The following is a 17,960-nucleotide window of genomic DNA, read 5'->3' as shown; positions in this document are numbered from 1 at the left end:
GCCACTATTGGGGCGTGCAGCCCACCGACTAAAGAAATCCCCTAGCCCTCCCCCGGTTACTTCTGAGCGCATCCCCACGCGCAAGCCGGTATAAAAAGCCATACTTCCACTTTCACCCGTAGTGGAACCCTCTGCCGCCAAGGGCTGTGCGATGTATCTGCCAAAACCGAACGATTTCCTCACCCTTATCGAAGCCATGCCGCTGTGCATCATTCTTCACGATGCGCAGAGCAAGGAGATTCTCTGGGCCAACGCCGCAGCGTTGAAGGCGCTCGGTTTTACCCTGGAAGAACTCACGCCGCTGAAAGCCCCGGACATGACCCGCGACGCGCCGAAGTACCGGCGCTCGATCGGTTTGCGCTGGCTGGAGGGCGCCGCACGCACCGGTCAGCGCGCCATCGAGTGGTGTTATCGCTCCAAGCAAGGGGTAGAAATTCTGTCCGAGGCGGTCGCGACCCTGGTGCACCTGGACGGCCGCGATGTGCTGATGGTGCAGTTCCGCGACATTTCCAAGGAAGACAAGGTCAAGCGCGACCTCAAGCGTTTCGAGAGCCGGCTCAAGGCCTTTATGCAGGACCTGGCCGAAGGCGTTGCGGTGCTTGGGCCGGAGGGTGAGATCCGCTTTATCAGCGACTCCGGCGCGCACCTGCTCAACAGTGAAGAACACCAGTTGATCGGCAAGAACTTCCTCGCCTGGTGCGACGACGCCTCGCGTCAGCGCCTGCTGCAACAGCTCGCCAGCGAACAACCCGAGCACGCGCCCTTCAGCGTTCACTACCACGTGCAACGGCGTGACGGTGAGTGGCGTTGGCACGATGCGACGTGCCGTTTCATCGAGATTGAAGACGACCTGGTGGGCCATCTGCTGCTGTTTCGCGATGTCACAGAGCAAGTGCAGGCCGAAGAAGCACGGCGCGTGAGCGAGCAAAAACTCGAGTACCTGGCCCGCTACAACGCAATGGGCGAAATGGCCGTGGCCATCGCCCATGAGCTGAGCCAGCCGCTGGCCGCCACCCGCAATTTCATCGAAGGCGCGGTGATTCGCCTGGGCAAGGATCAAACCGACGACCAGGGCGTCGCCTGGGGTTTGCAAAACGCCGTAAGGCAGATCGAGCATGCGTCGCTGATCATCAAAAGCGTGCGCGATTACGTGGTCAAGCTGGAGCAATCCGAAGAGCTGATCGACCTCAACGAGCTGCTGCACGAAACCCGCTACTTCATCAGCCTGCGGGCCGACCCGAGTCTGGTTCGCGTGGACATCGTCACCAGCCCCGCGCCCCTGCGGGTGAGTTGCGAGAAGGTGTTGATCGGCCAGGTCATCCTTAACCTGGCCTTCAATGCGATTGAAGAGATGAGCGATCTGCCCGTCGAACGACGCGCACTGCGCATTCAGGCCAGCGCTGACAACGGGGTGGCGCTAGTGCGAATCGAAGACTGCGGTCGCGGCATTCAGGCCCAGGCGCAAGAAAAGCTTTTCGACGGTTTCTTCTCTTCCAAGGTCAGCGGTAACGGCATCGGCCTGGCCCTGTGCAAAAACATTATCGGTCGTCATCGCGGCGATATCTGGGCGCAAAACCTGGAACCCTGCGGCGCCGTTTTCACCTTCTCCCTTCCGCTCGCTCGCTAAAAAAGCAACGTCAAAAGATCGCAGCCTTCGGCAACTCCTACAGGAACCGCATTCCTCTGTAGGTGCTGCCGAAGGCTGCGATCTTTTGATGTTTCCCATGACTGGCACAGACACACAAACAGTTGGCAGGCAGGGCAATTCCCGGGATTGCGGGGCAAGGCAGAATCAAAGGGTAAAAATCTGCCAAAGCCCCGCGATCCGCATTACCAACAATTCAGGAAGTTCCCCTTATGCGAACAAACAGGATCTCCGTACAGTCAGCGCTAGGCCTGAGCCTGCTTGTACTTGGTTTGAACAGTGCCCACGCGGACTTGCCCGCTGACACGATCGGCCAGACCACCTTGGCGTTCCCCGCTGAAGCTCACCGGGCGTTCGTCGTCGATGTCGAATTCGAAAGTTTCGTGGCGGGCCGGATCACCGTGGTCGACCCCGACAAGAAACGCGTCCTGGGCATGGTGCCGACCGGCTTTGCCGCGCCCTCGACCCTGAGCCATGACGGCAAGCTGATTTACAGCGCCGACATCTGGTATTCCCGTGGCACCCGCGGCACCCGCACCGACGTGCTGACCGCCTGGGACAGTTCGACGCTGTCGCCGGCCTGGGAAGTGCTGATCCCGAACAAGCGCGCCGAGTCGCTGACCCAGCGCTACGGCCTGAAGACCAGCGGCGATGACCGCTTCGTCTACGTCTACAACTTCACCCCGTCGACCTCGGTGACAGTGGTCGACACCCAGGCCAAGGCCGTCACCACCGAAATCGCCATTCCGGGTTGCGTACTCAACTACCCGGTCGGCACTCGTCGTTTCGCCTCGCTATGTGGCGACGGCAGTCTGCAAGTGGTCACCCTCAACGACCAGGGCCTGGAGGCCTCGCGCAGCCGCACGCCGTTCTTCGACCCGAACGCGGAGAAACTGGTAGAGCGCGCGGTGAACGTCGGCGACACCTATTACTTCACCACCACCACGGGGACCGTTCGACCGGTGGACTTCTCCGGTGACGCACCGAAAATCCTGCCGAGCTGGTCGCTGACCACCGACGCAGAGAAGAAGGCCGGCTGGGCACCGGGCGGTTGGCAGCTGATGGCCGTCGCGCCCAAGCTCAACCGCTTGTACGTGCTGATGCATGACGCTCACGAACCGATGAAGTGGGAAGACCCGAGCACCTTCATCTGGGCGTATGACCTCAAGACCCAGAAAAAAATCGCGACCCTGGAAGCACCGGCACCGGTGTGGAGCATGCAGGCAACAGGCGACGACAAGCCGCTGTTGCTGGGTGCCGACATTGAAGGCGGCTTGCAGATTTTCGATCTCAAGACCAACCAGCACACCGGCAGCATGGCAAAAGTCGCAAAAACCGCGACTCAGGTCATGAGCTACTAAGAGGTTCGGCCATGCACATCGATCCGATCTTCATCATTGCCAGCGCGCTCGCCATTGCGGTGTTGCTGGCCAGTGCCGCGACCCACAAGTTGCGCGCACCGGCACGCTTCGCCAGGCAATTGGCGGACTACCAATTGCTGCCCGATTCGCTGGTACGTCCGAGCGCCAGGCTGATTCCGGTGCTTGAGCTGGCAATCGCCTTCGCGCTGCTGGTTCCGGCCAGCCGTGCCTGGGCGGCGGTGAGTGCCGCCAGCCTGATCGCGCTGTACGCCGCCGCCATTGGCATCAACCTGTGGCGCGGCCGGCGGGACATCGACTGCGGCTGCGCCGGTCCGGACCAGGCGCAACCGTTGCGCCCGGTGTTGCTGCTGCGCAACAGCGTGCTGGTGGGCCTGGCGTTGCTGGCCAGCGTGTCACCGCTGGCTCGTGACCTGAACGTTTTCGACGGCTTTGTAACCCTCTTCGCCAGCGCGGTCGCGCTGCTCATTTACGCCGCAGCCGATGGCTTGCTGGCGAACTCCCCTCTTCTGCTCAAACTGATTGGTAGGTGATCAATGGAAGGCTTAATCGTTTCCAACGTGCTGCTCTGGATGTTGCTGCTGGCCCTGGCGTTTGCCGTCATGGGTCTGGTTCGTCAAATTGGTGTGCTGCATGGCCGCATCGCCCCGGCCGGTGCACTGATGGTCGACAAAGGCGTGGCCGTCAACGAACCCGCGCCGCAAGTCACCGCCACCGACCGTCACGGTCGCCCGGTGAACTTCGGTTATGCCGGTGAAAAATCCCAACTCTTGTTCTTCCTCTCGCCGACCTGCCCGATCTGCAAATCGCTGCTGCCGGCGATCAAGTCGATTGCCAAGGAACAGGCTGACCGCCTCGACGTGGTGTTCATCAGCGATGGCGACATGGAGGCCCAGCAAGCGCTGATCCGCGAACACAAACTGGACGACGCCACGTATGTGGTCGGGCCGGAAGTGGGCATGACCTATCAGATCGGCAAGCTGCCCTACGCCGCACTGATCGACAAGGCCGGCACCCTGCGCGCCAAAGGCCTGGTCAATTCCCGCGAGCACCTGGACAGCCTGTTCGAAGTCGAGCACCTCAAAAGCGCGACGCTTCAGGAATACCTGAACAGCCAACCCCGTCCGCACGACCACAGCCACGGCCATAGCCACTGATTAAGGCAGGGAGACTTTTATGAAACTGCTGGATCTGTTGTTCGAGCGCTCGACTCGCCGCGTTGCCGACACTACCTCGCGACGCAAACTGCTCGCACGCATGGGCTCGTTGATGGTCGCCGGTGCCGCGCTACCCCTGCTGCTTCCGCTGGATCGCACCAGCAAAGCCCTGGCCGCGGACAATCCGAAAGCCGGGGACCCGGGTGATCCGAACAGCTGCGACTACTGGCGCTACTGTTCCATCGACGGCTTCTTGTGCAGCTGCTGCGGCGGGTCGGTCACCTCCTGCCCTCCGGGCACGGAAGCATCGCAAGTCACCTGGATCGGCACCTGCCGCAACCCGGCCGATGGCAAGGACTACATCATTTCGTACAACGATTGCTGCGGTAAGCAGAGCTGCGCGCAATGCGCCTGCACCCGCAACGACAGTGAAGAACCGGCCTATCGCCCGTTCAACAACAACGATGTGAACTGGTGCCTGGCCGCCAAATCGCACATTTACCACTGCACCGTTTCGATCATTCGCGGTGTCGCCGTCTAACGCGCATTTGCCGTCGGTTGCTCGCGCAATCGGCGGTTTTTTTATTTGGGCAATGTCTGTCAGATCGCCAGGATCGCAGCCTGCGGCAGCTCCTACGCCGACCGCGATCTCCTGTAGGAGCTGCCGCAGGCTGCGATCTTTTTTTTCGGCCACCCAGTGCTCAACTGAATAAACAAAAGGTGCTCGTCATGCGTAGGTTGCTATTCCTCGGTCTTGTCTGCGTCATGACCGCCCCGCTCGTTCATGCCAGAGCCATTCCCGACCCGGCGCAGCGTCATGCACCGGGCAACGAAGCACCGCAAACGCCCATTGCCCAGGCCGGTTACAGCGTTGGCGTGAATTACCAGCTGCAATGCGCCGGCTGCCATCTGGGCAATGGCATGGGCTCCCCGGCCAATGACACGCCGCGGATGGCAGGGTTTGTCGGCAATTTCCTGAAAGTACCGGGCGGTCGCGAGTTTCTGGTTCGCGTACCGGGCATGTCGCAGTCCGCGCTGAACAACGCGCAACTGGCTGAATTGCTCAACTGGCTGATGCGTGAAGATGGCATGGCGGGCAACAGCATGCCCGCGAATTACCAGCCTTACAGCGCCGAAGAAGTCTCGGCGCTGCGCCAGGAAACCATGCTCAATCTTCCTGGCACCCGCGCCGAGCTGATCAAGGCGATGCGCGCAAAAGGCATCGCGATTGATGACGGGATGAATTACTGACGGTTACTTCGGTTGCGCCACCGTGCGCAAATAAGGTTTCACGGTCTTGTAGCCGTCCGGGTATTTCTTCTTCGCGTCCTCATCGGAGACCGACGTGGGAATGATCACGTCCTGACCCGGACGCCAGTTCACCGGGGTGGCGACGGTGTGCTTGGCGTTCAGTTGAATCGCATCGAGCAGACGCAACACCTCATCGAAGTTGCGCCCGGCACTCATCGGGTAGATCAGCATCGCCTTGATCTTTTTGTCCGGACCGATAATGAACACCGAACGCACCGTCGCGTTATCCACGGCGGTACGTGCACCGCCACTGGCATTCGGGTGAATCATGTCGTAGAGCTTGGCCACCACCAGGTCCTCGTCGCCAATCATCGGGTAGTTGACCGCATGCCCCTGGGTTTCTTCGATGTCTTTGGCCCAGGTTTTATGGTTGCCGACGGGGTCGACGCTGAGGCCGACGATCTTGGTGTTGCGTTTGTCGAACTCCGGTTTCAGTCCGGCCATGTAGCCCAGTTCAGTGGTGCAGACAGGCGTGAAATCCTTCGGATGCGAGAACAGGATGGCCCACTTGTCGCCAATCCACTCGTGGAAATGGAGCGTGCCCTCGGTGCTTTCGGCGGTGAAATCCGGTGCTTCGTCGCCAATACGAATGGTCATGTTCGTTCTCCTCACTGTGAAGGGTTGGGAAACTCTCGGAGCGTTCCAGTATAGGAGACCTTGAAGACTTCGCTCTGCGCACCGCCCAAGGGCTGGCGACAAGATGTTACCTGGGCTTCCCGACCTGCAGCCATTCCCGCGGACTGGTGCCGGTCTTGCGGCGAAACGCCCGGGCCAGCGCCGAAGGGCTTTCATACCCCACTTCATCGGCGATCAGCGCAATGGACTTGCCTTCACGCAAGCGCTTCTGGGCCAGGCTGATGCGCCAGCTCACCAGATAATCGACCGGCGTTTGCCCCACCACCAGGCGAAAGTGTTCGGCGAAACTGGCACGCGACATATTGGCCGCCGCCGACAACTCAGCCACGGTCCAGGCCTTGCCGGGCGTGTCGTGCATGAGGCTCAACGCACGCGCCAGACGCGGATCGGCGAGGCCGGCCATCATTCCGGGGCTTTGATCACGGTCGCTCAGAATGTGCCGCAGTAACTGAATCACCAACACTTCGAACAGGCGGTCCATCATCGCTTCGCGCCCACAAATGCCGCCGAAGGCTTCGTTGAACAACCAGTCCAGCGTACCCGCCATAGCCGGCACTTCATCGAGGTCAAGCACCAGGTAATCGGGCAAGGCCGCCGCCAGTGCATTACCGGCACCGCCATCGAAGGTCAGCGAGGCGCACACCAGTTGAGTGTCGGCCGCATCAGGTGCAAACAACCGATGGCGGTAAGGCCGAGGAAAAAAAATCAACGTTGGCCTGTCGAGCTGGATGTCGCGCTCATCGGCCAGTTTGAGGGTCAGTTCGCCGGCCTGAAGCAGATGAAGGTGCCCACAGGCCTGATCACCGTCAAAGCCCGTGGTGCCGCAAAAAGTGCCGCTGTGGAAGGTTCCGGCACTGACGCCGAAATGGCTGAGCAACGTGGACAAGCGATCCATTGGACAGGCTCCCGAGGCATATCTGGACGATCTGTCGCATATCCTCGACGATTTGCACCCAATAGACCAGCGCTCGTCACTAGCATGGACTCCGTACCCAGCGCACACCGCGCAGTTATCAACGGAGAGTTGCCATGAGCCGCATTACCACCCTGAGCCTTGAACACGCCACTGACACCACCCGCCCACTGCTGGAAGGCGTGCAGAAGAAAATCGGTTTTTTACCCAATGTCTTCAAGACACTGGCCCACGCACCCGCCGTGCTTTCGTCCTATCTGCAACAGTCGGTGGCCCTCGGTAAAACGTCCCTGAGCGCCACCGAGAAAGAAGCCATCTTCCTCGCCACGTCCCAGGTCAACGGCTGCGACTATTGCCTGGCGGCCCACACCCTGTTTGCCGGCAAGGCCGGGCTGTCTGCGCAAGACATCCTCAGCGCCCGCCAGGGTCAGCTCAATGCCTATGCCACCCTCGCCCGACAAATCACCGAAAGCCGCGGCCACCTGCGCAGCGAGCAGATCGAAGCGGCACGGGCAGCAGGCATCAACGACAGCAAGATCATCGAAGTGATCGCCCATGTGGCCTCGCAGACCCTGACCAACTACCTCAACAACGTCGCCCTGACCGAGATCGACTTCCCCGCAATCGATGCGTGATCGAAACATTCAACTTCGGGAGTACAAGCCATGAATACTGTGACCCTCTACACCACCGACACCTGCCCCTATTGCCGCAATGCCAAGGCGCTGCTGGCCAGCCGAGGGATTGAGACCCAGGAAATAAACGTTCAATCCGAGCCTGGAAAATTCCAGGAGATGCTCAGCCGAAGCGGTCGTCGCAGCGTGCCGCAGATTTTTATCGGCGACACCCATGTCGGTGGCTTCGATGATCTGGCGAAACTGGATCGTCAGGGTGGCTTGCTGTCGATGCTGGCCTGAAGCCGTCGTCAGGCGTCCTGGAGTTGCTCACGCAGGAACTCGATGAAACGCTGGGTCTTGGCAGGCAGTAGTCGTGTCTCGGTGAGGGCATAAACCGAGATGGGCGAGCCCTGCCTGCTTCACTCGATCAAAGTTGCCTGCCCCATCCGGTTGAAAGCGCATCCGCGCAGTCCTGACGGAAAACCCTATGGGCAAACCCGATCCGGGCACTCTATGATTGATCACCATGACGACTTCGCCTCCGATCCGCCAACCCTGCCCGCCCGGCGCTTGCGACTGCGGGCGTGACCCGCTGCTGGAAACACCGGGCGCGGACGTGCGCATCCTGTTTCTGACCCGTGCGGAGGAGAAACGCCTGATCGAACGCCTGGAAAACCTCCAGAGCCTGAGCGACCTCGAACGGCTGCAGCAGCGGATGTACGAGCAACTGGGCATCCGTGTGGAGATCGCCCCCGGTTTCAACGAAGTACGTACCATGCGCGGCATCGGCATCTCCATCGCAGAGTTCCCCGGGCTGTGCCGCAAAACCCGTCAGTCGATCCCGGCCGCGATCCGCCGCGGGCTGGAGAAGCGCCCGGAAGTTGCCTTCGCACTGCTCAATGCCAACGACCTGTTGCGCGACGCGTGAGATCCGCCCCCATGAACCTCGTACGCGAATTCCCCGTCACCGACGAAATACTTGCGTCATTCGCCCAGGTGATCGGCGCTGATCTGCCGGGCTACCGCAATCACATTTATCGGGTGCTGAACTTCTATATCGCGATCAGCGGCATCGAAGGCCTGCCGTCCGAGGCGGTGCAGATCGCGGCGGCTTTTCATGACCTGGGTATCTGGACCGACCGCACCATCGACTATCTGGATCCATCGGTTCGCCTGGCAGAGGATTATCTCGCCGGCCGGCAACAGTCGCATCTGGGCAGCGAAGTGACGGCACTGATCCTGGAACACCACAAAGTGCGGCCCTACGGTGCCGCCCATGCGCTCAGCGTCGAGCCTTTCCGGCGATCCGATGTCATTGATGTATCCCTCGGCGTGGTGACATTCGGCCTGCCACGGGCCTTCGTCAAAGCGGTGAAGTCGGCGTTTCCCAATCGAGGGTTTCACTGGCTGCTGATCAGGCTGACGGCGCGGCAACTCCTGCGCTCTCCGCTGCGACCGTTGCCGATGTTTCGCTGGTGAAACAGGCGCCGTCCAAGGCCCGATGCAAGTGCACGAAAGAGGATCAGCGGTCATACGCGGAGTCTAGACCGCTGCTATGCCTTCTCATGGGAGAAATCGTTTCACGCCAGCCAGGATGACGCTGGACACGCAAGCGTGACCGTGGTCCCGGCGCCAGCCAGGTGCGCGAAGAGAGACAGGTGCCAATTCCATCGCAGGAGGTGGCAAATGTTATTCATGGTCAGTTGGTCAATTAATCCGCAAAACCGAAACAGCGTGATCAAGCGCTTTCTCGAAACCAAAGGCGCTCCACCCGAAGGCGTCAAGATGGTGGGGCGCTGGCACGCCGTCGGTGGCTCCAACGGTTTTGGCATCGCAGAAACCAATGATGTCGTACAGATTCAGAAGTGGGTGCTGCAATGGAGCGACCTCATGAGCATGGAAGTCCATGCGGCGCTGACCGATGAGCAAGCGGCGCCGCTGCTGGCAGCCGCTGTCGGCAAACAATAGTCGTCGGGGCGGCGAGCGCTGCTCGCCGCCCGCCTGTGATCAGCGCTTCCAGCACTCCGTGTAGCGCTCGCACACCTTGTATTGCCGATCCATCTGCGCCATCCGGTCGAGATGGTGGTTGATGGTTTCAAGCAGCACACTCTTCTTGGTCTGGAAGTAATAGATCGTCATCGACTTGTATTGCTCGAGCGCCGCCTTATTGGGTTTGGCCGACTTGTCTTCCGGGCGGGCCCAAAGCTCCAGTTGCTGATCGTCCAGGCGTTGCAGGCGCAGGCGATATTCATCGGTGTAACGCTTATAGGTCTGGGTCTTGCCCTCAGCCGCTTCGTCGTCGAAGGCAATAAGGTTCTGGCGATACAACGCCCAGTAGTCGTCCGGCAGGGTAAAACCGAGTTTGCCTTTGCGTTCGGCAATCAGGCTGTCGAGTTTTTCCGGGGTCATACGGGAACTGGCGTCCTTGGCCGGGTCGGGCTTCATGGCCGAGATAACCGAGCTGTCGATGATCTGGTCGATCAACGTCACGCGATGCGGTGTATCCGGCAACGCGGCCGCCACTTTCGGGAACATCGGGCTGCGACCGGCGCAGGCGGGTAAACCGTTATGCACGATGGGCATGGGCGTGCGCACATCTTTGCCATCAATCCGCTGCAGGCGTTGCAACAACACCGTGCAATACCCTCGGGCCGAATCAAGTGTCACCTCGTATTCCGCGCCCCGTTCGGGGGTGAGATTGAGGCTGTTGCCACACACCGAATAACTGCCAAGGGTCTGGATGTGCAGGTAGGCGTCCTGTTCGGGCTTGAGTTTGATTTCCAGGTAGCCCTTGGCATTGTCCGGCGGCGCAACGCTCATGCCAACCCGGCGTTGGGTATCGCCCGAGAACAGGTTGTTGAGGAGGCCAGTGGTCTGGCCTTCACAATGTGCGCCATCGAAATAGTCAAGGGTGGCGTTTTCGGTATTGGAGACGAAGCGCAGCTTGGCAGCGTCGGGTTCTATGGCGTCGGGATAGTTGCCGTTGAAGCTGCAACCGCTGAGCAGCGAGGACAGCAGCACCGCCATGGCGACGGCGCGTGATGAGCAAAACAGGGAAACCGGCATGGATCGTCCTTGACGCGCGTACGCGATGGAAAGCGCGAAAGGCTACTAAAGTGCCACTACGCTGTCCATTGGTGACAACGGTATATTTCAGGACATTGATAAAGAGATTTCTCATTTACATCACACACTGTGGGAGCGAGCCTGCTCGCGAAGGCGGTATGTCAGACCGCATCAATGCTGAATGTCATACCGTTTTCGCGAGCAGGCTCGCTCCCACAGTGGGGCAATCCCGGATGATGACCCGCTACTTTTTCATCCCGACCCGCCGTCGCATCTCAGCAGTGATCGACTGCCGGGTTTTCTTCAGATCGGCCCAAGGTTCATCACCGACCTCGGCCAGGCGCTCATGCACGGTGTGGATGTTCCACTGGTTCCCGCCTTTGAGTTCGGCGACCTCGTCGCGAAAGATCGGCACCGACACCGGCAGCCCTTCGCGGGTGCGCGCGGCGTAGGCGCAGATAGTGGTGGCGCCCAGACCGTTGCGCAGGTAATCGATGAAGATCCGCCCTACCCGGTTCTTCGGGCCTGAAACCGCGGAAAACCGCTCCGGCAACAACGTGGCCATGTGGCTGACGATCGCGTGGCTGAAGTCCTTGACCTCATCCCAGCCGAGCTTGCGGGTCAGCGGCACCACCAGGTGAATGCCCTTGCCGCCGCTGGTCTTGAGGAACACCTTGAGCCCCAGTTCATCGAGCACCGAGAGCGTCAGTTGCGTCGCCTCGACCATGCTTTTCCAGGGCAGCGCCGGGTCCGGGTCGAGGTCGAGAACGAAGCGGTCGGGTTTATCCAGGTTGTCCGAGGTGGCGTTCCAGGTGTGCAGCTCCACGGTGCTCATCTGCACGGCGCCGATCAGGGCTTCGGCATTGTTGATGATCATCACCGGTTGGCCGGTGAGTGCCTTGTCCAGCGTGGTGATCCCGGGAATGGCCAGGCGCTCGGCGTTTTTCTGGAAAAACAGCTCGCCGGCAATGCCGTCCGGAGCGCGAACCAGTGCCACGGGACGGTCCTTGAGCTCGGGTAAAATCCATTCGGCGACGCTGGCGTAATACTCGGCCAGTTGCACTTTGGTGGTGCCACTGCTGGCGTCGATCACCCGGTCCGGATGGGTGATGCGCACCTTGCCCTCGCCCAGGCCGATTTGTGACGGCGCGGGTGCGGTTTTCTTTTTCGACGCGTCGGCCGGTTTTTCTGCGGCGGTCTTTTTAGCGGCTTTGGGTTTCACGGCTTTCGGACGCTCCTCAGTAATGTCTTTGGCAGGTTTGTCGTCACGCAGGCCATGGAACACCGCATGGCGCACCGCACCGTCCTTGGTCATCTCGGCATAGGCAACTTCTGCGAGCAGGCTGGGTTTGAGCCAATGCACACCCTTGGCGTCAAAACCGGTCGGTGGATTGACCACGGACGGCTTCTTCGCTTGCAACGGTTTGAGCTGTTCATGGATGTGCTTGAGCGTCGTCTCGTTGAACCCGGTGCCGACCTTGCCGGCATAGCGCAGTTCGCCGCTGTCACGGTCATGCAACCCCAGCAGCAACGCGCCAAATGCGTTGCGCGAGCCTTTCGGGTCGGTGAAGCCGACAATCACGAATTCCTGCCGATGCTTGCACTTGAGCTTGATCCAGTCGCTGCTGCGCCGCGACACATAAGGCGATCCCAAGCGCTTGCCGATCAGCCCTTCCATCTGCATCTGGCAGGCACTGTTGAGCAAGGCGTCCGGTTCTTCGCCGAAGGCGTCGGAGAACCGCAGCAGCGGATCTTCATGGGCTTTGAGCACCGTCGCCAGCGCGGCCCTGCGTTCTTCGACCGGCACTTCGCGCAGGTCCACGCCATTGAGGTAGGGCATGTCGAACAGGTAATACACGATGTCGCCGCTGCGGCCCGAATCGAAGGCATTTTGCAGGGTCTGGAAGTCCGGCACGCCCTGCTCGTTGTCGACCACCATTTCACCGTCGAGCCAGGCAGATTCGAGGCCCAGCGCCGCCAACATCTCGGCTTGTCCGGGCAGCTTGTGGGTCCAGTCGTGGCCGTTGCGGGTGAAGAGTTTGACCTCGCCGTGGTCGATGCGCGCCATGATCCGATAGCCGTCGAACTTTAATAGGCACCTCTCTGCCTGTTGCGATCTAAGCTGTTTGGAAAGCTTTTTCTTACTGTGATTCGCACCTAACAATCGGGGGCATTCATGATTCTTAAAACAGGAGCGGTGCCCGACCTTGTCATCGTTGATCCTCATCGCATGCTCCCTAGGTTCTGGGCAACCGCCTGGTCTCTGAGTACTCAGGGGCATGCCCTTGCGGAAAACACTCGTAAGACAACATTGCGTCATATAGACGCTTTCTACTCTTTCTGTGATAACCGGTACGGGGTTAATTCGTTCGATTCAGCTGTAAGTGAGCTGGATGCCGTCAAGACTCAGGAGCTAGTGGAGGCGTTTTATCTAAGTCTCACATCCGCCGCAAATTACTCAGCAACGGCTGTGCAGAGATGGGACGCTGTCAGAGGTTTCGTGAAGCACTTGGCTTCCCACCGAGCAGCCTCGAGTGAGGCATGGCGCTCACTTAAATCAACCTTGTCTGTGATGGGAAGGATGAGAAAGCCTCGTAGGGGGCGCGTAAGATTCATCCGCTCGATTCCAGCGAGCACCCTGGTTGATCTGCTAGAGGTTGGGAATCCAACCTCTGATCGCAACCCCTTCCAGGGTGAGCGTATTAGGGAAAGGAATTGGCTAATCTTAAATATGCTTCTACTGGTAGGGCTGAGGCGCAGTGAGCTGATGCTGCTGACGTGTGATGCGCTTAAATCTGACGTAGATATTCAGTCACAAATGCTTGTGTATTGGCTGGACGTTTCGACCACCGAAGAATCTGAAACCCGTTCTACTGCCCCAAGCATGAAAACAGAGCAGGCACATAGGCAAGTACCCATTTCACCGGAACTTGCGAACCTGTATCAACAATACATAGCCGAGTGCAGGTACGACTCGACAGAGCATGGCTTCGCGTTCACAGCGTCTACTGGAGCACCTATATCCGCTGAAGCTGTAACCAAGATTTTCCATGCACTGTCTCGCGCAATCTCTCCCAAGGCACTCAGAAGATTTAGTGATAGCGCAGGTGGAAAGGCACATATTTCTCCCCATGATCTCCGGCATACCTGCGCAACAGCAAGTTACGAGATGTTCATGGCTCATGATCAAAACAGGGAACTGACATTCCAGCGTATGCGTGCCTTTTTTGGTTGGTCCGTAAAGTCGACAATGCCAGAGCACTACGCCCGAGCAGCAATTCAGGAGGACCTCATGCAGGCATGGGGACAGTTGTTTGACTCGAAAGTGAACATACTGCGAGGTTATCAGCATGAGAGCAGGTGATAGCAAGGCAGCTCCATTAACCATACGTTGTTCAGATATCAGCATGGATACGTCTATTTACGAATGGATGTGGCCAGTGGCACCGGCAACGCTTTCCCTTTATGACAAGTACTCCGACACGACTTATATCATTAGCGCTGACGAAGATAAGTGGAGATTCAGCTACAACGGCTACCCTGAATCAATTGTATTTGCGAGCGGTTCAGTGGGTGCCTTGCAGAGGCGGCTGGCTATGCTGACGTCAGGGCGTCTGAGCCTAGCCTGCCTCCACCGAGCAGCGAGGTTGTTGGTTCGAAATTGGGAAAGTGTTAGCAAGTTACTAACTACCTCTGCAGAGGAATTAAAGGAGGCTTGGGACGAGCATGTCACGGACGCAAGATTCTCAGCAGTTATGAAGGGACTCCTTAAAATGGCTTGCGACGCTGAGGTGGGGCCTTGGAGTAGGAGAGCCCTCAGTGTAGTGCGCAGTTTGGAAACCTATGCGAATACCGGAATGGCACGTAGGAAAAGTTTATTAGTAAGTCGACAAAACCTTGTGAATACCAGTCTGCAGGCAGACATCGTTCGGTTGCTGGATGCGAGTGCATGGAACACTCATATTGAGCCTGAGCACCTTGAGGGTGCGGTCGCTTTGGCTCTTATCTACCAGCACGGCGTTCGACCTGTACAGGTATTGTGCTTGGATGTTGAGCATGTGAAGTTCTTCAAAGACGCTAATGATGAGAGTGCTTGCATTGTATCGTTTCACGCAGCGAAACAACGAGATGAGCAGCAATTTGAAATTGTCCGCCAAGTTAAGCCGGAGTGGGTACCCATGGTAGAGAGACTCTGGGAAGCTGCTACAACTGCAGGCAGAAAGCGACTATTCAAAGCTCCCAACTCTTCGGTGCTCTGGAAGAGAGCGAGAGCTTTATGCGAGCTTTATAGCGTTGATTTGAACTGTACAGCTCCACAGCTACGTAATACCGCGGCTCAAGCATTGGCGGATGCTGGTCACAGTCGCCAAAGCATTGGCAAATTCTTAGGTCATGTCTACGCACACACCGCTTCAGTTTATATACACGCCAGCATGCAGCAGGTGGACCTCATCAATACGGCGCTTGGAGCTTCCAAGCTTTATACGAAAATTCAACGCATCGCTTCAGGTGAATTTGTTTCCCTCGACGAACTGCTAGGCGCAGAAGAAGATCAGCAGATCGGAGGTGTCGTTGGCAGCTCCCTCCTTGCAGGTCTAGGACTCTGTCAGTCGGGCCAAAGCCATTGTGTCTACAATCCCGTCACTTCATGTTATGGGTGCGCAAAGTTTTTGCCTTCTTTGGAGAAAGAGCCGCATCTGGAAGCCGTTGAGGGTATGCGCCAACAGGTACGCATGTTCTTGGCGATCGGGATTGCAGCGGAAAGTCCAGCTTATTTGCAACTCACTCGTGCGCTCTCAGGGGCTCAACAGACGTTAGACGTTATCGATCAGGTGATTGAGGGAAAGAAAAATGGCCGTAGTTGATTTAGCGCACAGCGAGACATCTTCAAATCACCTATTTGAAAAATTTATCGCCAGTGTGCGTAGAGCGGTTGAAGCAAAAGGGCTAGTCTGGGACATTCTTTTGGATGATTCTGGTAAACCTATACAAGGCCATGATTGGGATCTTCGAGTCCTCAACGGAAGTTACGATAGGCAGGCATACGGGACCGTTGGCTTCAAAGTTGATGATGAAATTCGCCAACTGGCCTTAAACGCCGGCTGGCCTGCAGTACGCCTTCCTACGGGGAATGTGCTTCCGACAATTGCCCAAGATTTTATTAAAGCGCTAATAGGGAGCCTTTGCTTGAGTGGGCGCACAGGGGATTGCGCACAAGTGGTGGCTAAGGCGGCAAGGCGAATTTTCTCGAGCACTGTAGTTTCTCCTTATGAAATTTCGCGGGAAAACTTTGAGGCACTACTCTCCCTGAAGACGTGGAGTGAAAAAGCTGAAAGGGATATAGCAGCGGTGGCCAAAATTATTGACGAAAACATGATTTCAAAAAACTGCCCCGTTCGGCCAGCTTTAAAGCAAGAAAGACGGCCGGAGCTATTGGCTGACTATCGGGCTCGCAAAGATGCATCTAAACTTCCTGAAAAAGACTCACTATTCGAATTGACTCGGATCGTATTTCATGAGAATGCAGAAACGTTCAATGACCTTATTTGCTTTCTAATGTTCAGGATTTTAATACTTACAGGTTTGCGCATCAACGAGGTACTGACATTACCCGAGGACTGTATGGTATGGGATGAACATGTAGATATAGTTACGAAAAAATGTGCATCCGATATTGGTGGTGTAGGGCGCTCGCTGCGGTTGCGTTACTATTCAGAGAAGCAAAGGAGTAGAGCCCCTGACACTTTAATTGAGAGATTTTACTTTGTACCGAGTAGATTTGAAAGTCTCGTCGAAAGTACGATACGCGAGGCGAAACGAATCACGGAGCCATTCAGGGAGATTTTAAAAGCTCAATACCTGAATCAGCACCAGAATTTTGGGTCCGACCTGCGAGTATTTAAGACTGAGTCGGGGAGTATTGTTGGAACTTGGCAAAGACTATTTCTCACTACCGGGTATATTCAGAAATTACCCTTAACGAGCACTGTAATTCCTGCCGACACTGTAATCAGCACGCCGTTCCTGCCTAAAATATACACTGCTCTTGGCAGAGCAGTCGGCAGTGGTTCTCTTTCCTACTTCAAGAAGTATGGTGCCACCCCTGAGATGAACAACTTATCTATCAAACCTCACTCACTGCGTCACTTGATGAATACTGAGCTGTTCCGTCAAAACGTTTCAGACACAGTCATAACACATCAGTTTGGCCGAGTCTCGGTGGCTCAGACTTATGAATATGACCATCGTAGTCTTGCTGAGAAGCTCAAATTCGTCGAACTCCCTACTGTGGCGCAGCAATTTATTCCACCAGGTAGTACTCACGAATTGGTAGCAAAAATGATCGTGAGCGGCATCGCCAGAAGTAGCCATATCGGAAAATCTTTCAAGCGTATTCAATTAGAGCATGGTGATGAGGCTGCATTTGCCTACCTTGTAGCGAACTCAGATGGCTTTCATGTCACTCCGTACGGATTCTGCACCAACAGCTTCTCGCTTAATCCTTGTTCGAGACATCTTAAATGTTTCGATGGTTGCATACATTTTGCAGCTAGTGGCCAACCGTCTCATAGGAAAACCCTGCTCGACTTGAAGGAAAGCTTAGTGATCATGCGGTGCTCCGCAGAAGGCAAGCCGGTGAAGACAATAGGCCGAGCAAATCAAATTGCTCATGCAACGAAGCTCATTGATGGCGTGCAGGCTGCCCTGGAGGCTCAGCCGAATGAAAACGTTTTTCCCAATGGTGTCGATTACTCACAGCTTGAAAAAAAGGACCTCTTCTCATGAGAACTTTGCAAGATCCTTCAAATATCGAGTTGAAAAAAATCATTGATCAATTGACTCTAGAGGATCTCGACATCACTGCACGTGCGATCGCTCGACGCCATTCCGTGCTCAAAAACGCCTCAGCATTCACGCGCAATCCTTCACGAATGAATGTCATCACCGAATGTCGTCAAAAGCAGCTCGAAGCGCGTGCGATTGCAGCAAAATTGTCACCTTCTGCCGTACAAGACAGAAAACGGGAACGCTTGATGCTAGACAATAAGGTATTGGCGCTGCAAGTAAAAAGGCTGATAGCTGCCCATGCTGGTCTTATCCGCGCAGTTCAGTTGGCCGGTGGAATGAGCGCACTGGAGCGATTCTGGAAGGAATATAAAGAGGTGGGTGATGCCATACAAGCGCTTGATGCCTTTCCTCAAAAGACTGTAGTTGTCGATATATAATCTGATCACT

At 57.1% G+C, this 17,960-nt stretch carries 18 protein-coding genes and 2 pseudogenes; 15 read left to right on the top strand and 5 right to left on the bottom strand.

Features of this window, described 5'->3' with window-relative positions; all coding sequences use genetic code 11:
• Nucleotides 1–151 precede the first annotated feature (151 nt).
• The 6 genes from ACYZUD_RS03910 to ACYZUD_RS03885 all read left to right on the top strand — a co-directional run bounded on the left by ACYZUD_RS03910 (nt 152) and on the right by ACYZUD_RS03885 (nt 5,432).
• Complete coding sequence (locus tag ACYZUD_RS03910; RefSeq protein ID WP_462022701.1) at nt 152–1,627, top strand: PAS domain S-box protein; 1,476 nt, start codon at nt 152–154, stop codon at nt 1,625–1,627.
• A gap of 230 nt (nt 1,628–1,857) precedes the next feature.
• Nucleotides 1,858–3,006, top strand: coding sequence for an amine dehydrogenase large subunit (locus tag ACYZUD_RS03905; protein ID WP_462022700.1), 1,149 nt, complete (start codon nt 1,858–1,860; stop codon nt 3,004–3,006).
• A gap of 11 nt (nt 3,007–3,017) precedes the next feature.
• Nucleotides 3,018–3,557 carry a MauE/DoxX family redox-associated membrane protein gene (locus tag ACYZUD_RS03900; protein WP_462022699.1) on the top strand — a complete coding sequence of 180 codons (540 nt, stop codon included), beginning with the start codon at nt 3,018–3,020 and terminating at the stop codon, nt 3,555–3,557.
• Nucleotides 3,558–3,560: 3 nt separating this feature from the next.
• Nucleotides 3,561–4,181: a methylamine dehydrogenase accessory protein MauD gene (mauD, locus tag ACYZUD_RS03895; RefSeq protein ID WP_462022698.1), complete on the top strand. Its 621-nt coding sequence runs from the start codon at nt 3,561–3,563 to the stop codon at nt 4,179–4,181.
• A 19-nt stretch (nt 4,182–4,200) separates the two neighbouring features.
• On the top strand, nt 4,201–4,722 hold the full coding sequence (locus tag ACYZUD_RS03890) for a methylamine dehydrogenase light chain (RefSeq protein ID WP_008079640.1): 522 nt from the start codon (nt 4,201–4,203) through the stop codon (nt 4,720–4,722).
• Between the two features lie 188 nt (nt 4,723–4,910).
• On the top strand, nt 4,911–5,432 hold the full coding sequence (locus tag ACYZUD_RS03885; protein WP_462022696.1) for a cytochrome C: 522 nt from the start codon (nt 4,911–4,913) through the stop codon (nt 5,430–5,432).
• 3 nt (nt 5,433–5,435) lie between these two features.
• Here the strand turns inward: ACYZUD_RS03885 and ACYZUD_RS03880 are convergent, their stop codons facing one another.
• Together ACYZUD_RS03880 and ACYZUD_RS03875 are read right to left on the bottom strand one after the other, a co-directional pair.
• Nucleotides 5,436–6,089 (bottom strand): peroxiredoxin, encoded by a 654-nt coding sequence (locus tag ACYZUD_RS03880; RefSeq protein ID WP_462022695.1) that lies wholly within the window; start codon nt 6,087–6,089, stop codon nt 5,436–5,438.
• Between the two features lie 106 nt (nt 6,090–6,195).
• Complete coding sequence (locus ACYZUD_RS03875) at nt 6,196–7,023, bottom strand: helix-turn-helix domain-containing protein (RefSeq protein ID WP_462022694.1); 828 nt, start codon at nt 7,021–7,023, stop codon at nt 6,196–6,198.
• Between the two features lie 134 nt (nt 7,024–7,157).
• Here ACYZUD_RS03875 and ACYZUD_RS03870 point away from each other — a divergent pair, with 134 nt between their 5' ends.
• Together ACYZUD_RS03870 and grxC are read left to right on the top strand one after the other, a co-directional pair.
• Complete coding sequence (locus tag ACYZUD_RS03870) at nt 7,158–7,676, top strand: carboxymuconolactone decarboxylase family protein (RefSeq protein ID WP_462022693.1); 519 nt, start codon at nt 7,158–7,160, stop codon at nt 7,674–7,676.
• A gap of 30 nt (nt 7,677–7,706) precedes the next feature.
• Nucleotides 7,707–7,958: a glutaredoxin 3 gene (gene grxC, locus ACYZUD_RS03865; protein WP_462022692.1), complete on the top strand. Its 252-nt coding sequence runs from the start codon at nt 7,707–7,709 to the stop codon at nt 7,956–7,958.
• 8 nt (nt 7,959–7,966) lie between these two features.
• On the opposite strand, the pseudogene ACYZUD_RS03860 reads toward grxC, so the two are convergent.
• A pseudogene (locus ACYZUD_RS03860) lies at nt 7,967–8,071 on the bottom strand (LysR family transcriptional regulator); the annotation flags it as partial.
• Between the two features lie 113 nt (nt 8,072–8,184).
• Between ACYZUD_RS03860 and ACYZUD_RS03855 the strand changes: the two are divergent.
• From ACYZUD_RS03855 to ACYZUD_RS03845, 3 genes are all read left to right on the top strand, one after another.
• Nucleotides 8,185–8,586, top strand: coding sequence for a hypothetical protein (locus ACYZUD_RS03855; protein ID WP_462022691.1), 402 nt, complete (start codon nt 8,185–8,187; stop codon nt 8,584–8,586).
• Nucleotides 8,587–8,597: 11 nt separating this feature from the next.
• Complete coding sequence (locus ACYZUD_RS03850; RefSeq protein ID WP_462022690.1) at nt 8,598–9,137, top strand: phosphohydrolase; 540 nt, start codon at nt 8,598–8,600, stop codon at nt 9,135–9,137.
• 207 nt (nt 9,138–9,344) lie between these two features.
• Complete coding sequence (locus ACYZUD_RS03845; RefSeq protein WP_462022689.1) at nt 9,345–9,626, top strand: DUF3303 domain-containing protein; 282 nt, start codon at nt 9,345–9,347, stop codon at nt 9,624–9,626.
• Nucleotides 9,627–9,665: 39 nt separating this feature from the next.
• Here the strand turns inward: ACYZUD_RS03845 and ACYZUD_RS03840 are convergent, their stop codons facing one another.
• Both ACYZUD_RS03840 and ligD read right to left on the bottom strand, forming a co-directional pair.
• Nucleotides 9,666–10,724 carry a hypothetical protein gene (locus ACYZUD_RS03840; RefSeq protein WP_462022688.1) on the bottom strand — a complete coding sequence of 353 codons (1,059 nt, stop codon included), beginning with the start codon at nt 10,722–10,724 and terminating at the stop codon, nt 9,666–9,668.
• 244 nt (nt 10,725–10,968) lie between these two features.
• A pseudogene (ligD, locus tag ACYZUD_RS03835) lies at nt 10,969–12,816 on the bottom strand (DNA ligase D); the annotation flags it as partial.
• An 84-nt stretch (nt 12,817–12,900) separates the two neighbouring features.
• On the opposite strand from ligD, the gene ACYZUD_RS03830 reads away from it, so the two are divergent.
• The 4 genes from ACYZUD_RS03830 to ACYZUD_RS03815 are packed head-to-tail and all read left to right on the top strand — an operon-like array spanning nt 12,901 to nt 17,950.
• A complete protein-coding gene (locus ACYZUD_RS03830) occupies nt 12,901–14,088 on the top strand; it encodes a tyrosine-type recombinase/integrase (protein ID WP_462022687.1) in 1,188 nt (395 codons plus the stop codon).
• Between the two features lie 43 nt (nt 14,089–14,131).
• Nucleotides 14,132–15,589, top strand: a complete 1,458-nt coding sequence (locus ACYZUD_RS03825) for a tyrosine-type recombinase/integrase (protein WP_462022686.1) — start codon at nt 14,132–14,134, stop codon at nt 15,587–15,589.
• Nucleotides 15,576–17,510 carry a hypothetical protein gene (locus ACYZUD_RS03820; protein WP_462022685.1) on the top strand — a complete coding sequence of 645 codons (1,935 nt, stop codon included), beginning with the start codon at nt 15,576–15,578 and terminating at the stop codon, nt 17,508–17,510. Before ACYZUD_RS03825 ends, ACYZUD_RS03820 begins: the two co-directional genes overlap by 14 nt.
• Nucleotides 17,507–17,950 carry a hypothetical protein gene (locus tag ACYZUD_RS03815; protein WP_462022684.1) on the top strand — a complete coding sequence of 148 codons (444 nt, stop codon included), beginning with the start codon at nt 17,507–17,509 and terminating at the stop codon, nt 17,948–17,950. Before ACYZUD_RS03820 ends, ACYZUD_RS03815 begins: the two co-directional genes overlap by 4 nt.
• The last annotated feature ends 10 nt before the right edge of the window (nt 17,951–17,960 follow it).

It is taken from the genome of Pseudomonas sp. XS1P51, assembly GCF_054897845.1.
The sequence above is the reverse complement of the archived record's forward strand: the minus strand, read 5'-3'. Positions and strand labels throughout refer to the sequence as shown.